The organism is Dyella sp. (assembly GCF_035486915.1).
GTDB lineage: Bacteria > Pseudomonadota > Gammaproteobacteria > Xanthomonadales > Rhodanobacteraceae > Dyella_B.
In genome coordinates this window covers 1-13,685 of sequence record NZ_DATHMR010000192.1, presented here as the reverse complement: position 1 = coordinate 13,685, position 13,685 = coordinate 1, and the positions used below count along the sequence as shown (strand labels likewise).

Here is a 13,685-nt window from a genome sequence, read left to right as displayed (position 1 = left end):
ATGCATCTGAAAAATTAGTCATGGTCGCTCCACTGCTAGTGCTTAGTCCGGTTGGTCGCGTGCCAGCATACTGCGCAAAAAAAACGCCAGGGTGGTTAATGGTATTTTCCAACTGCAAATATCAGGGACAACCCGCACGCGCACACGATGGACACCATGAAGGCTATTTTTGATGATCCTGTTGGGGCGTATCATCAACATGAGTTAGTCAGCAACTCGGGCGATGCTTGATCCATCCAAACAGGGGACTCAGGTGCTTTTACATGTTCTGCAACCGCAAAGCTCCAGCACACCATCCGGATTCCTGCCCGAGCTAACCGCACTGGTAAAGGAATTCACGACTTGGAACCATTCAGACATTATGGCCGCATGCTCGGTCTTTGTTGCGGCCTGCGCCTTCTTTCTGTCGATCTGGCAAGCATTGGCAATGGTAAGGCACAACAAACTTTCTGTGCGACCACACATTGACGTAAATGTCTCGCGCGCCATCGGTAAGCCCGTGTCACTTTCTGTCACCAATGACGGTCTTGGCCCCGCATTTGTTAAAGATCTTGCAATAACTTATGAAGGTGTCAGCTATGACATGAACAAGCAAGCGATGCCACCCGAACTATTCAAAAAACTAACCGATGTCGCTCACATTCACTGCATAATGCCAGGCCCAGGCACCGCAATTAGGCCAGGTCAAGAGGTTGAGTTGTTTATTTTCTACAGGTCTATTGAAAGTGATGCGTTCCACAATAGAGCCGTGAACGTGTGCAACAAGATCGGCCTCAAGCTTGTCTATAAATCTATCTATGGAACGAAGTTTATAGAAAAGATGCAAAGCTTCGTGGAAGAAAACCCGCCGTTATAGGCGGGTTTCTTTCTGCCGTAGCTACGTCACACGCCAAGCGATGTGGCAAGGAAGAGGTAGTCAATTTTGTCGCCCCGCTAGTGCGATTTCCTCGGCGCACACACTTTCGAAAATTCTTAGAACCTCTTAGGAAGCAAGAACGTGGAGGTGCCTAAATCTTTCGGTAGATTCGCGCACCCTTGGTTAAACAGTTTGAAGTTTCCTCATCAGGGGCTATCACCGCTATATCGATGGGTAATCCAGGCTCTTCAATATGTGGCTGGATAGCCGCCACAGTGGCACGAAGCACACGCTCTCGCTCTTCAACTCGAGCAATGGCAACGATAAACAGTGACGGGTGATGGAAATCGTGCTCCATCCGGACAATCGTGAGATATGCACGCTGCACTGATCCGAGCTTTGTGTACATCGAGCGAAGCGCAGAAGCCATTTTCGCAGGTATGTTTCTTGGGGACGAAACCGCGACTCTCGTCGTACTTTCGGTAGTGCGGTTTATGGCCATGCCGGCGCTTCCTTCTCGCAAAAGTGCCTCCATCTCTTCAGGGTAGAACACGCAGTCGCGATGATTAGGATCAAGCATCAGTGTCGCGCCAAGCGTTATTGTCAGTAAGTCTCGGCCACGCATGCATATCACACGCACGTCACCCGCAGCAGATTCGTCAGCCTTCGATCGCTCGCTAAAAATAGGCAGCACAGTTTTGCCATTGTCCCGCCTGATAAATTGTATAAATCGTAGACGAGAAGAGTCATCGGACGCTGGAACGTGCGCGTATAACGGCGCGTTTAGCATCGCTCTCAGCACCTCGGGCTCCTTAGTAGGATCGTTGGCTGATTCGGCCAGGAGCAAAATGAAGTTGATCGTCATGGTTACCGGTCTTCGCAAGACAAACCCATTTATTCGTCGAATGCGTGTTTTGGTTTTTGACTACGTTCCTTGAAGATGGGTGCATAACGGCTCAAGAAATCGATCATTGAACCCTTGTGCCTAAGCGCCTCCCCTGGAAGCGCAATGTCCAGCGCTTTGGCGATACTTATGGCGTAAGAGATTTGACTCGTCGACGGAGGCTTTAGATCGATGTCAATTAATGCAGTCAAACTCTCAACTATTCGCCGCTCGAATGAAGGCTTGGTGCAACCATTGGCACATCGCTGCATTTGAATGCAAAGTGCCTCCCTCACCGAGGCGTTGAATGGCAGGTCCAGGGAAACGTCGAGATCGTCGTCCACAAGTCTTAGACCCATAGTCGCCTCCTGAAACTTATAAGTAGCCTATCTTTAAGGGCGTAGTCTTAAAAGTAGCATATTCGTACGGTCGCGACATGGAAAAGGCGACCATTCAGAAGCGACTTGCGAATGCGATTCGAAAGCGGCGTGAGGCATTAGGCTTCAGTCAAGAAAGCTTTGCAGATGCGATAGGCATGCATCGTGCTTATTACGGGCCAATTGAACTGGGAAAAAAGAATCTGACCATCTTTACGCTGTCGAGGGTCGCGACAGGATTGAAGTGGGACATAGCCACTCTCGTAAAGCACGCAGGAGTGTGATTAAGCGGAGAGCCCGCCCGCCCCTGATAGCCGGCGGCATGTTTCGGCCCGCTCAACGTTGGCGATAGGATGGAAGGATGACCTTCAGCCTCCTTCTACCCATGGACAAAACCAGGCGAAATGTCCATGAAATGGCCTACCTTTGCTGGACATCCTGACACCTAAAGTCCGACCCTGGAAAATGCGACTCGCGGCGCATGTCCATGGTTCGGTATGTCACGGGTATACTAATATCAAGCTCGGTGCCGGCGGGCTTGCGCGCGCCTACGGTGGAACGGCAGCGGAATGCCTACGACTGGCTCAGCGCGCGCCCATCGTAACGATGGTCCGTCTTGGTGTGCGATGTGATTTCTCCGACCTCGCCCGCATGAAGGCACGCCTGAAAGATTTTAGTGCCGACATCGAACAGGAAACGTTTGATGCCACCGGCGTGACCTTGCATCTGCGCTTGCCGAGCGATGCCGTTGCCGATGCGAAAACGCGGATCGTCGACATCAGCCGTGGCCGTCACGAAGCCTACGAACTCGATTGAACTGACGCGTCATCGAAACGCCAGAACCCCGCCTTCCGCGTTACCCATCTCTACGGAAAACTCGCATGCTGGCCCGACGTCGAGCCCGAGCATGAAGCACGGGCACGTTCCGGTCAGAGGGGACCTCCATGCATCGCCTTCCCGGCCTCGATGTGTTGCGTGCTATCGCGATCGTCTGGGTGATGCTTTTCCACTCCTGGATCGTCGGCGGTCTTGACGCCCCTTACGATGCCATCGCCGGTTACGGGTGGATGGGTGTCGATCTCTTTTTCGTGTTGAGCGGATACCTGATCGGCTATCAGCTGCTCAAACCTTTGAGCCTTGGCGAACCGTTACAGCTGGGCGGGTTTTATCAGCGCCGTGCCTATCGCATCCTTCCCGCGTTTCTGACGGTACTGGCCATTTACGTGCTTCTTCCGAGCTGGCGCGAAGCACCGGGCTTGCAGCCTGCGTGGCAGTTTCTGACGTTCACGGTCAATCTACTGATCAACTATCAGCACAATCAGGCTTTCTCGCACGCATGGTCGCTATGCGTCGAAGAACACTTCTATCTTTTATTTCCGTTGCTGGCGTGGTGGCTGACACGTCGCCATTCGCGCACTCTTGTCATCAGCCTGTGCGTGTTCGTCGTTGCGGCAGGAATGGTGATACGTGGCTATGCATCCGTGCATGGCGAGAGCTATCTGGAGAGTATTTACTACCCAACATATACGCGCATGGATGGATTGATGGCAGGCGTGCTGGTGGCGACCATCCAGTTGCATCAACCACAACGCTGGGCAGCGCTGCAATCGCGCGCGAATACGCTTGCTGTCGCGGGACTCATCGTCATCGGTTTCGCGATATGGCTGTTTCGCGATCGCACCTTTGCACCGGTTGTGTTCGGCTTTCCGCTGCTCGCACTTGGGTTCGCTCTTCTGGTCGCCGCCGCGGCGGGTGTGAAGAGCTTCGGGCGCTGGCAAGTCCCTGGAGCGGGCTGGATGGCTGCAATGTCTTACAGCCTTTACCTCAGCCACAAACTGGCCATGCATCGGGTCGCGAGCTTGCTGTCCACGCACCCGCAGATACACGGCTGGGCCGCATTTTCGATCTACGCCGCAGCGATTCTCCTTTTCGGAGCCCTGCTCCACTATGGCGTGGAACGCCCGTTCCTGCGCCTGCGAGATAGACATACCGCCCGTCGGGGGCGCACCGCTGCGGACGCAGAGGAGCCATTCCCGGCGGCGAGTGATTGAATCGCCTGCCGCGGGCCCCATGTGAATTCGAACTGGCATACAGCGAGACCCCATGAGTACAACTCCGGCCAACGATCCCAAACCCCCTCGCCGCATCGGCTCGCTGAAGCTGTTGTGGCCGTTTGTGCGGCCCAATCGAATGCTGGCGTTGGGGTGGCTGCTGTTTTTGGCCATTTCGTCAGGTGCCGCATTGGTGTTACCCACCGCCGTGCGGCACATGATCGATCATGGTTTTCGCAACTCCAGTACGCAGGCCATAAACAGCAGTTTCCTGGCATTGTTTGGTGTTGCGCTGGTGATGGCTTTCGCCACCGCGGCACGCTTCTACTGCATCACGCTGTTGGGTGAGCGCACACTTGCCGCCGTTCGCGCGAAGCTCTACGCACACGTCATTCGCCTGGATGTTGGCTTTTTCGAGCGCAACCGTGTGGGCGAACTCATTTCACGTCTGGGCACCGATACCGAAGTGGTGCAGGCCCTGGTGGGTTCGGGCATTTCGGTAGCGTTGCGCAGTGCGGTGATGTTGATCGGCGCAACTGCCGCCATGATTTGGACGAGCCCTCGGCTCGCCGGGCTGACGGCGCTGGTGATTCCCGCCGTGGTGCTGCCCATCCTGATATTCGGCCGTCGCGTGCGGAAACTTTCGCGTGAGAGCCAGGATCGCCTGGCGGATGCGGCGGCGATCGCGAACGAAACACTCAACGCCGCATCAGCCGTGAAAGCCTATGCGCGCGAAGGCATCGAAAGCGACCGCTACGGCAGCGCGATTGCGCGCGCGTTAGCGACGGCACGAAAGCGTATCGGCACGCGCTCCATCCTCACGGCCGTCGTGATGACGCTGTTTTTCGGCGCCATTACCCTGGTTCTTTGGGTCGGTGCACTCGACGTACTGGCGGGCACACTGGATACCGGTGTATTGGCCCAGTTCGTGATCTACGCGTTTTTTTCGGGCGGCTCGATGATGGGCCTGTCGGACGTGTGGGGTGACGTGCTGCGCGCAGCGGGTGCGATGGAACGCATTGACGAGCTGTTCTCCGAGGAGGCAGGAATCGCCGATCCACCCAGCCCCGTCGCACTGCCAAAACCCGTACGCGGTGCGCTGCGCTTTGAAGACATCGAATTTCGTTATCCGACGCGGCCGGACGCCCCCGCGCTGCACGATTTCAGTCTCGATATACGCCCCGGCGAAACAGTGGCGCTGGTGGGACCTTCCGGCGCCGGCAAGAGCACCGTCTTTGCGCTGCTGCTGCGCTTCTATGATCCGCAGCGTGGCCGCATCACGTTCGATGGCGTCGATCTTCGTGCGATGACGCTGCCGGAACTGCGCGGCGCCATCGCACTCGTGCCGCAGGAAACCGTCCTGTTCGGCGGTACCGCTGCAGACAACATCCGGTTCGGGCGACAAGACGCCAGCGACGACGACGTGCACGAGGCCGCACGCGCAGCCGAAGCGCACGATTTCATCCAGCTGCTTCAGGACGGCTATAAGGCGGAGCTGGGCGAGCGCGGCGTACGTCTGTCCGGCGGTCAGCGCCAGCGAATTGCCATTGCGCGCGCCATTCTGCGCGACGCACCGCTGCTTTTGCTGGACGAAGCCACCTCCTCGCTGGATGCGCAATCGGAAGCGGCGATTCAAAAGGCGCTGGAACGGCTGGAAAAAGGCCGCACCACGCTGGTCATCGCGCATCGTCTGGCGACGGTGCAGCGTGCCGATCGCATTGTGGTGATGGACGGCGGTCGCATCATTGCGCAAGGCACGCATGCAAGCCTTCTTGCCGAAGACGGTCTCTACGCCGAACTCGCACGCCTGCAATTTGTGGCCTGAGCCCCAAAAGAGAAAGCCTTGCCGAAGCAAGGCTTTCCCGGAACTACTTTTACGACTGGCTAATCAGACCGCGAGTTCGACACCGGAAGCCTGGGCGCCCTTCGGGCCCTGGGTGACTTCGAACTTCACGCGCTGGCCTTCCTGCAGGCTACGAAAGCCCTTGGAGTTGATCGCCGAGAAGTGGACAAACACGTCCTCCCCACCGTCCTCGGGTGCGATGAAGCCGAAACCCTTGGCGTCGTTGAACCACTTGACCGTACCGAAACGCATTGCGTGAACCTCTGAATCTAAGGACTGGATGCACCAAGTCTCTGCGAGAACCAACCTCTACCCCTAGGTCCACCGCCCCTGGCACGGAGAAAGTATCTGCACGTTTCTGGGTAAAGCGCAATATGTGACTGCGCCTGGTATGACCGAGAGCGGGTTGATTGCTTAGGTTTTAAGCAATTCGGCAAGGATCGGCGGCACCTGGGCGGTGGCTGCCGCCAGGTGGGCAAAGATCTCTTCGATGCTGATTTCAGCTTCGTCGCCGCAGCCCGCGGCAAAGTTGGCCACCAACGCAAGGCAGGCGTAATCCAGTTCCAGCTCCCGGGCCAGGCAGGCTTCGGGCATCCCGGTCATGCCGACCAGGTCGCACCCGTCGCGTTTCATGCGGGCGATTTCGGCGCGGGTTTCCAGACGCGGTCCTTGTGTTGCACCGTAGCAACCGCCGTCGATCACCGCGACGCCTGCGCGATGGGCTGCGCCGATCAATGCCGTCCGCAACGAGGCGGTATACGGTTCGCTGAAATCGATATGTTTGACCTCGGCGCCTTCGACATCGCAAAAGCTCGTATAGCGCCCGTGGGTGTAGTCGATGACCTGGTCGGGAATGACGATGACACGCGGCCCCATGTCGGCGCGGATGCCACCCACCGCATTCACGCCGATGACCCGGCGCGCGCCCAGATGATGCAGCGCCCAGAGGTTGGCGCGGTAATTCACCCGATGCGGCGGCAGCGTGTGGCTTTCGCCATGGCGCGCCAAAAAGGCGATGCGGCGGCCTGCAAAGTCGCCGATTACCACATCGCCCGATGCCGGACCGTAAGGGGTATCGACGCTTTGGCGCGAGGTGTTTTCGAGGCCCGGAAATTTATAGAGGCCGCTGCCGCCGATCACGGCGAGATCAATGGAAGAGGTCATGGAATGGCCTGGCATGAATACGTTTACAAGTGAAGAGAAAGCATGATGGCGCCCTATTCTTTCAGCGCATAGATGGCGGCCAGATTGCGGCCTTGTTCGTAGTAGTCCATGCCGAAACCGAAGACGTAGCGGTCGGGCAATTCCACCCCGTTGAAGTCGCTGGTAATACCTTCGACGAGGCGATCGTGCTGTTTGCAGCACAGCGTCACCACCAGCACACGCTTGGCGCCACGGCGATAGCAATCGTCGCGAACGGCTTTCAGGGTATGGCCTTCGTCGAGGATATCGTCGACAAGCAGCACGGTGCGGTCTTGCAACGACACCATGGGTTCACGCAGCCAATGCAGATCGCTGCCGGATGTTTTACCGCGATAACGCGTGGCGTGAACGTAATCGAATTCCACGTCGGTACGGATCGTCAGTGCCAACAGGCCGCCGAACACCAACGCACCATTCATGACGGTAAGGAACACCGCGCGCTCGCCATCGAGTGCGATATCGATGGCGCGGCCCATGTCCGCAATCACGGTGTCCAGCTGTTCGCGGTCGAATAACTTGTCTGAGCGCAGCAGCGCATCGGCCAGGGACGGTGGAGATTGGCTCATGGCGATTCCTTAGTGATCCAATGCAGTGATACGGGCGACAAAGCGATCGCGTTGCGGATTGTCCAGCAAGCCGGCCCAGGTCGCGCCGATGGCGCCACGCAGCGTGGCGATGCGCTGCATGCTGGCCTCGGAAGGTTGCGGCAGCGCGGAAATCGCCTCTTCCACCACATCGGGGAAACAGGCCAGCACGAGATCGCAGCCAGCGGCCAGGTGCGCGTGAATGCGTTTTTCCACATCGCCCGCGACACCTGCGGCGGCCATGCTGATGTCATCGCTGATCACGGCACCCTGAAAGCCGAGTTCGTTGCGCAGGATGTCGTGAATCCAGCGACGCGAATAGCCCGCGGGTTGATCGTCCACCGCGGGATAGACCACGTGCGCCATCATGACGGCCTCCGGGTGAGCGGTGAAGGCTTCCGTGAAAGGACGAAGATCATCGCGCCGGATATCGTCCAGTGAGCGCGTATCGATCGCCTGCGCCTTGTGGGTATCCGCCGCGACCGAACCGTGGCCGGGAAAGTGCTTCAACACGGCAGCCATGCCGCCCAGATGCATGCCACGCACATAGGCCTGAACCAGTTCGCTCGCAATCGCCGGATCGGCATGGAAAGCGCGTGAACCAATCGCGGCATTGCCGCGTGCAAGATCCGCCACCGGGGCAAAACTGAAATCGACGCCGCTGGCGCGCAATTCGCTGGCCATTACCCATGCATGTTCTTCGGCCAGGCGCACGGCTTCGACAGGATCGCGGTCGTACACCTCGCCAATGCGCGCGAGCGCCGGCAATCGCGTGAAGCCTTCGCGAAAACGCTGTACGGGACCACCTTCCTGATCGACGGCAATCAGCGCGTCTTCACCCGCCACATCGCGGATCGATTCGACCAGCGACAATAGCTGATCGCGATTGGCATAGTTTCGCGAAAACAAAATCACGCCGGCCACGCCACGCGCCGTCAGCCATGCATGCTCGTGCGGTAGCAACGTGGGTCCGGCGATACCGATCAGCAACATCAGGCCTGTGCTCCCTGCGTTGGTTTGGCGTCGCTCGCTTCGCGCTCGGCGTGGCTCCATGTGGTGTAGGGATGCCCGATCAAATTCACGTTGTAATACCGCTCCAACTCGCTGACTTCCCGTCCCAGCCACGCGGGGCGCGGAAAGCTGGCGTCGGCAGCGGGCAATTCGATTTCCGCCACGATCAACCCGCTGTTGCTTCCGCTGAATTCATCGATCTCGAAGAGCCACCCGTCGACGGTGACGTGGTGGCGAGTTTTTTCCAGCGCACCATCGCACAGTGTCTCAAGCATGGTTTTCGCATCATCGAGCGGCAACGGCAATTCGTATTCCGCGCGCGAAACGCCCAAGTCCACCGACTTGATGTTGAGCCACGCTTGCCCGCCACTGATACGTACCCGTACCGACGCACGCGCCGTGCCGTCTCGCATAGCGCTTACATCCACCAGATAACCCTGGGCGATGCGCTTGCTTTCCGTCACGGCCTGTCGCCAATCATCGTTGGCGAGGAGAAATTTGCGTTCGATTTCGATGCCCATCGTCAGCCCCTTAGCGGCGCTCGAATAGCGCGATGGATTCGACGTGCGCGGTGTGCGGGAACATATCCATCACGCCAGCGGATTTCAACCGGAACCCATGTTGGTTGACCAAGATGCCAGCGTCTCGCGCCAGCGATGCGGGGTGACAGGATACGTAGACAATGCGACGGGTCTCTTTGTGCGGCAGATATTCGAGCACCTTGTCGGCCCCGGCGCGTGGCGGATCGAGCAATATCTTGTCCCACGGCTTGCGGGACCAATCCGTGCCGCGCTGATCTTCAAACAGATTCGCCACGTGGAAGCGCGCGTTAGCGATGCCGTTTCGCGTGGCATTCTCCGCGGCTCGTGTGACAAGGCCATGCTCCCCTTCCACACCCGTCACTTCCGCGACGCGACGCGCCAGCGGCAAGGTGAAGTTGCCCAACCCGCAAAAGAGATCCAGCACATGATCGGTGGACTGCGGATCGAGCAATTCGAGCGTACGCGCCATCATGCGGCGATTCATGCCTGCGTTGACCTGCACGAAGTCGAGCGGCTGAAATTCGAGTTCGACATCCTGCACGCCTTCCCCGGCAGGAATTCGAAATGCGAGCCGCGGATGTTCGGGCCACAGCGGATGTACGCTGGTGACGCCTCCCGGCTGCAGGTACATCGCAAAGCCGTGCTCCTGGCCAAACGCGATGAGCGCAGCACGATCGTGCTCGCTCAGTGGTTGCAGGTGACGGAAAACCAGTGCAATGGTGTCGTCGCCCGCGGCGAATTCAATCTGGGGAATTTCCGCTGCAGCATCCATGCTGCTGATGAGTTCGCCAAGCAGGCCGATCTTCGGTCCAAGCGCCGGATGCACGACATCGCAATGCGTGATGTCGGCAACGAAACGCGGATTGCTTTCTTCGCGAAAGCCGACGAGAACACGACCTTTCTTGGCCACTGCGCGCACGGATAAACGACCCTTGCGACGATAACCCCAGGCGTCATCGGTAAGCGGAGCAAGCCAGCTTTCCGGTTCCACCTTGCCGATGCGCGCAAAGTTATCGACAAGCACACGTTGCTTGGCCTCGATTTGCGCGACCGCATCGAGATGTTGCAACGAGCAACCGCCGCATTGTCCAAAGTGACGGCAACGCGGCTCGACGCGATGCTCCGACGGGGTGATCACTTCGATGGTTTCGGCCTCATCGAAATTGCGATGACGCTTGCGTATCCGGATGCGCACCTGCTCGCCCAGCAACGCGCCACTGACGAAGACGGTCTTGCCGTCGATGCGTGCAACGCCCCGGCCGTCGTGACTCAAATCGGTAATGGCGGCTTCAAATTCTTTCATCGGTACTCTTGGAAAAGCGAGGCACCCGGATCGAAAGGCCCGGGCATGGGAATGAGGTAACGAGAGACAGCGCAGGCCTTAGGCAGCCGTCCGCATCTGCCCATGATACCAGCCACGGCCGGAACGCCCGGATGGGAGGATCAGCGGTCGGCGACGGCGCCCTGGGACGCTGTCTTGAGGCGGTGCAAGAACAGCGGCCAGTCGATGCGGGTCTGCTCGCCCACTACGTGCAGATAGGGCAAGCCACTGCCTTCGACAATGGTGTAGCCGCTGGCATCCCCATCGAGGCCGCTGAACGTGCACACCCCATTCTGCAGCGTCGTATCGATCCCCATCCGCTTGTAATTGAGCGTCTTGAAGAGCTTCATCACGGCACCCTGAAAACCGCCTGCCACGGTCCCGCCGGTGACGACAGAAAGATTGTTGGCGGCATGCAGGCTGATCTTTCCACCCTTCTGGGCAAGCAACGACGCCTTAAATGCGACGGGGCTACCGCCCACGAGTTGCAAACCGTTGATCGAGCCATCCAGCCGGCCGGTGATACTGCCGAAATTGAAGGTATCGGCAAGCGGTGCCAGATCGAGCTGATGCAACGCCATATCCGCGGTGATGGCCGGATTTTCACTCAGCGGTTGCTGTGCGGAGAGGTGCGTGAGAACGGCAGTACCGTCAAACGCCTTGATGGTGAGTTCGCCTTGAAACTCGTATCGATCGTTGCTCCACGACATGGACGAAATCGTGCCGTCCAGTGTGCCCGCCATCGGCGTCCAGCCGAGGGTTTGATTCAGCGTCGCCATGTCGATGCCTGCCACGCTGGCAGCGAGATTCAAGCGTTGCGCCTTGGAAGCAGCAGGCCGCCATTCCAGTGCGGTGAGACGAACCTGGCCTTTGAGCAGCGGTATATCCAACGGCGATTGCAGTGCGAGACTTCCGTCATGACTATGCCAATGGGATTGCGCGGCGCCAACGGCGTATTTGCGCAGAACCAACTGGTTCCACCCGAACATGGTCGGCGATTTGTCGCCCTGCTCGGCCCAGTCGACGCTGCCGTGAAGGCCATTGGCCTGAAGTTGGCCCGTGCTGTCGGCGAGATCCAGTCCGTCGCTATGGAAGGCGAAGCTGCGCCAGTTATCCGCCACGTAGTCGAGATGGCCATCAAGCTGGCCACTGATGTGCAGGTTCGGCGCTAGTGCATTATCGAACCATGGTTGACCATAGCGATCATAGGCGGCGGGGAAACGTGCCTGGAAATGATCGAGCTTCAATTTCTGCAGATTGCCTTTTGCATCGACGGACAGTGCGCCATCGAGCTGTAAGGCATCCGCATCATCCAGATGAAGGCGACTGACCTCAGCACCACCGTGTTCCATATTGGCCACAACATCCAGCGCAATATCATGCTCAGGCAACCGCGCGAACACGGGTCCGAACTGCAACTGACCACCGTGTAGACTGCCGTTCAATGCAAGTTGCGCCGGCCGACGCGTTGCATCCAGCGCGAAACGCGCACGCCCTGCCAGCCCGTCCGCGGCGACATTGCCGGCAGGCGTGGTGTATTTGAGATCAGCCGTCGTGACATCGCCGGATGATTGGAAGCCGTCGTCCCGTACATCGAGCGCGAGTTCTGCGTCCAGTTTTCCGCCGGCAACATGCCCCGCCCAAACCGTTGCCAATAAGCCTTGCAGCCAGCCAGCCGGCAAATTGTGCACGTTGATCTGCGCATGGCTGGGCTGATCCAGCGGAAGCGCTGCGCCGATGTGTATCGCACCCTGCGTCGCGTCCACTTCCAGTGTGTTCGCAGATCCATCCATCACCAGGGCAATCGTGGCATTGCTCAACGCGCCGCCCGGAGCGCCGCTGAATTGCGCGGTGCCATCGAACAGCCAGCGCATCTGCGGATCGCGCCTCAGGTTTCCCTGCAGCGTCAGGCCGACCTTCCGCCAGCCCAGCGATGGAAAGTCTGCCTTGCTGGCGTGCAAGCTGATCTTTACCGTATTCGGATCCGCACCGGGCGCAAGTTGCGCCGTGACGTCCTGCAGGTTCGCGCCCGGTAGATCGATTCGCTTGGCCGCGACGATCGTATCCGCCCACGCCGGTACCATCCCAATCAAACCGCAGAGGATGCAAAGGCAAAGCAGCGAGCGGCGCAATGAACGAAACATGTCCGCCATTCTGCCAAACTAAGATGAACGAAACGGACAATAAACATGCCGGACCCGTCTTCTCCTTCACCCACTGAAGCTGTAGGACCCTACGTGCTGGTGGCGGACGACGACGCAACCAGCCGGTGCTTCCTGGGAAACGCCTTGCAGCAGTTGGGCGCGCGCGTGGCTTTGAGCCCCGATGGCGGGACGGCGCTGGACCGAGCACGCGCCGAAGCGTTTGATCTGCTGCTGTTGGATTGCCGTATGCCCGACATAGGTGCCGTAACTGTGTTGAAGCAGCTTCGCGGTGATACCCATGCCCTTTCGACATGTACGCCCGCGGTCGCCAGCAGCGCGGAACTCGATGCAGGTGCGCAGCGCAGATTGTTGGAGTCCGGGTTTCATGCGGTCCTGCTCAAACCCTGCACGCTAAGCGATTTGCAGGGCATCCTGGCGCTGGTGGCGGTCAATGGCCAGCAGTTGCCGCTGTTGGACGACAAGCTCGCTTTGAACGCCAGCGGCACCCCAGCGGTTGTGCAAGCTCTTCGCAAACTCTTTCGTCAGGAATTGTTCCATCTGTATGAGGAACTCGACGCACTGAGTTCGGATACAGCCGTGCTGGAAACACGGCTGCATAAGCTTCGTTCTTCCTGCGGCTTTTGTGGAGCAACATCGTTGGCCGAACACATCGTGTCATTGCAGCACCATCTGAAACTCGCACACCGCGGTGCGATGCTGCCGCTGGCTGACTTTCGTCAATCGTTGTTGCAGACGATCGACGCGCTGGACGCGCAGTGACCTCAGCGGCGCGTCAGTGCGCCACGCAAGACCCGCCAGGCACGTAATTCGACACCACCGAGATGAAAGCGAATCAACTCGCGCATCAGG

At 58.6% G+C, this 13,685-nt stretch carries 15 protein-coding genes; 6 read left to right on the top strand and 9 right to left on the bottom strand.

Features of this window, described 5'->3' with window-relative positions; genetic code table 11:
- Positions 1-223: 223 nt before the first annotated feature.
- Complete coding sequence (locus VK725_RS15700; RefSeq protein ID WP_325318996.1) at positions 224-856, top strand: hypothetical protein; 633 nt, start codon at positions 224-226, stop codon at positions 854-856.
- Positions 857-1,007: 151 nt separating this feature from the next.
- Here the strand turns inward: VK725_RS15700 and VK725_RS15695 are convergent, their stop codons facing one another.
- Both VK725_RS15695 and VK725_RS15690 read right to left on the bottom strand, forming a co-directional pair.
- Positions 1,008-1,721: an enhanced serine sensitivity protein SseB C-terminal domain-containing protein gene (locus VK725_RS15695; RefSeq protein WP_325318995.1), complete on the bottom strand. Its 714-nt coding sequence runs from the start codon at positions 1,719-1,721 to the stop codon at positions 1,008-1,010.
- A gap of 29 nt (positions 1,722-1,750) precedes the next feature.
- On the bottom strand, positions 1,751-2,098 hold the full coding sequence (locus tag VK725_RS15690; RefSeq protein ID WP_325318994.1) for a hypothetical protein: 348 nt from the start codon (positions 2,096-2,098) through the stop codon (positions 1,751-1,753).
- A gap of 77 nt (positions 2,099-2,175) precedes the next feature.
- Between VK725_RS15690 and VK725_RS15685 the strand changes: the two genes are divergently transcribed.
- From VK725_RS15685 to VK725_RS15670, 4 genes are all read left to right on the top strand, one after another.
- Entirely contained in the window at positions 2,176-2,400 is a 225-nt protein-coding gene (locus VK725_RS15685; protein ID WP_325318993.1) for a helix-turn-helix transcriptional regulator, read from the top strand.
- 142 nt (positions 2,401-2,542) lie between these two features.
- A complete protein-coding gene (locus VK725_RS15680) occupies positions 2,543-2,932 on the top strand; it encodes a DUF1949 domain-containing protein (protein ID WP_325318992.1) in 390 nt (129 codons plus the stop codon).
- A gap of 128 nt (positions 2,933-3,060) precedes the next feature.
- Positions 3,061-4,167 (top strand): acyltransferase, encoded by a 1,107-nt coding sequence (locus tag VK725_RS15675; protein ID WP_325318991.1) that lies wholly within the window; start codon positions 3,061-3,063, stop codon positions 4,165-4,167.
- A 52-nt stretch (positions 4,168-4,219) separates the two neighbouring features.
- Positions 4,220-5,992 (top strand): ABC transporter transmembrane domain-containing protein, encoded by a 1,773-nt coding sequence (locus tag VK725_RS15670; RefSeq protein WP_325318990.1) that lies wholly within the window; start codon positions 4,220-4,222, stop codon positions 5,990-5,992.
- A gap of 63 nt (positions 5,993-6,055) precedes the next feature.
- Here VK725_RS15670 and VK725_RS15665 read toward each other — a convergent pair whose 3' ends face one another.
- From VK725_RS15665 to VK725_RS15635, 7 genes are all read right to left on the bottom strand, one after another.
- Positions 6,056-6,262 (bottom strand): cold-shock protein, encoded by a 207-nt coding sequence (locus tag VK725_RS15665; protein WP_126672720.1) that lies wholly within the window; start codon positions 6,260-6,262, stop codon positions 6,056-6,058.
- Between the two features lie 162 nt (positions 6,263-6,424).
- Positions 6,425-7,189 (bottom strand): S-methyl-5'-thioinosine phosphorylase, encoded by a 765-nt coding sequence (locus VK725_RS15660; protein ID WP_325318989.1) that lies wholly within the window; start codon positions 7,187-7,189, stop codon positions 6,425-6,427.
- Between the two features lie 38 nt (positions 7,190-7,227).
- Positions 7,228-7,779 (bottom strand): hypoxanthine-guanine phosphoribosyltransferase, encoded by a 552-nt coding sequence (locus VK725_RS15655; protein ID WP_325318988.1) that lies wholly within the window; start codon positions 7,777-7,779, stop codon positions 7,228-7,230.
- Positions 7,780-7,788: 9 nt separating this feature from the next.
- Positions 7,789-8,790 (bottom strand): beta-N-acetylhexosaminidase, encoded by a 1,002-nt coding sequence (gene nagZ, locus VK725_RS15650; protein ID WP_325318987.1) that lies wholly within the window; start codon positions 8,788-8,790, stop codon positions 7,789-7,791.
- Entirely contained in the window at positions 8,790-9,329 is a 540-nt protein-coding gene (locus tag VK725_RS15645) for a CYTH domain-containing protein (RefSeq protein ID WP_325318986.1), read from the bottom strand. The genes nagZ and VK725_RS15645 overlap by 1 nt, the downstream gene beginning before the upstream one ends.
- 10 nt (positions 9,330-9,339) lie before the next feature.
- Positions 9,340-10,653 carry a 23S rRNA (uracil(1939)-C(5))-methyltransferase RlmD gene (rlmD, locus tag VK725_RS15640; protein ID WP_325318985.1) on the bottom strand — a complete coding sequence of 438 codons (1,314 nt, stop codon included), beginning with the start codon at positions 10,651-10,653 and terminating at the stop codon, positions 9,340-9,342.
- Positions 10,654-10,793: 140 nt separating this feature from the next.
- A complete protein-coding gene (locus VK725_RS15635) occupies positions 10,794-12,815 on the bottom strand; it encodes a hypothetical protein (protein ID WP_325318984.1) in 2,022 nt (673 codons plus the stop codon).
- Between the two features lie 45 nt (positions 12,816-12,860).
- Between VK725_RS15635 and VK725_RS15630 the strand changes: the two genes are divergently transcribed.
- On the top strand, positions 12,861-13,595 hold the full coding sequence (locus tag VK725_RS15630) for a response regulator (RefSeq protein ID WP_325318983.1): 735 nt from the start codon (positions 12,861-12,863) through the stop codon (positions 13,593-13,595).
- The last annotated feature ends 90 nt before the right edge of the window (positions 13,596-13,685 follow it).

Bases quoted from the DNA above. Each gene is read 5' to 3' on its own strand.
- rlmD (WP_325318985.1), bottom strand. From the start codon at position 10,653: ATGAAAGAATTTGAAGCCGCCATTACCGATTTGAGTCACGACGGCCGG.
- VK725_RS15700 (WP_325318996.1), top strand. From the start codon at position 224: ATGCTTGATCCATCCAAACAGGGGACTCAGGTGCTTTTACATGTTCTG.
- VK725_RS15675 (WP_325318991.1), top strand. From the start codon at position 3,061: ATGCATCGCCTTCCCGGCCTCGATGTGTTGCGTGCTATCGCGATCGTC.
- VK725_RS15655 (WP_325318988.1), bottom strand. From the start codon at position 7,779: ATGAGCCAATCTCCACCGTCCCTGGCCGATGCGCTGCTGCGCTCAGAC.
- VK725_RS15645 (WP_325318986.1), bottom strand. From the start codon at position 9,329: ATGGGCATCGAAATCGAACGCAAATTTCTCCTCGCCAACGATGATTGG.
- nagZ (WP_325318987.1), bottom strand. From the start codon at position 8,790: ATGTTGCTGATCGGTATCGCCGGACCCACGTTGCTACCGCACGAGCAT.
- VK725_RS15635 (WP_325318984.1), bottom strand. From the start codon at position 12,815: ATGTTTCGTTCATTGCGCCGCTCGCTGCTTTGCCTTTGCATCCTCTGC.
- VK725_RS15665 (WP_126672720.1), bottom strand. From the start codon at position 6,262: ATGCGTTTCGGTACGGTCAAGTGGTTCAACGACGCCAAGGGTTTCGGC.
- VK725_RS15660 (WP_325318989.1), bottom strand. From the start codon at position 7,189: ATGCCAGGCCATTCCATGACCTCTTCCATTGATCTCGCCGTGATCGGC.
- VK725_RS15630 (WP_325318983.1), top strand. From the start codon at position 12,861: ATGCCGGACCCGTCTTCTCCTTCACCCACTGAAGCTGTAGGACCCTAC.
- VK725_RS15670 (WP_325318990.1), top strand. From the start codon at position 4,220: ATGAGTACAACTCCGGCCAACGATCCCAAACCCCCTCGCCGCATCGGC.
- VK725_RS15695 (WP_325318995.1), bottom strand. From the start codon at position 1,721: ATGACGATCAACTTCATTTTGCTCCTGGCCGAATCAGCCAACGATCCT.
- VK725_RS15690 (WP_325318994.1), bottom strand. From the start codon at position 2,098: ATGGGTCTAAGACTTGTGGACGACGATCTCGACGTTTCCCTGGACCTG.
- VK725_RS15685 (WP_325318993.1), top strand. From the start codon at position 2,176: ATGGAAAAGGCGACCATTCAGAAGCGACTTGCGAATGCGATTCGAAAG.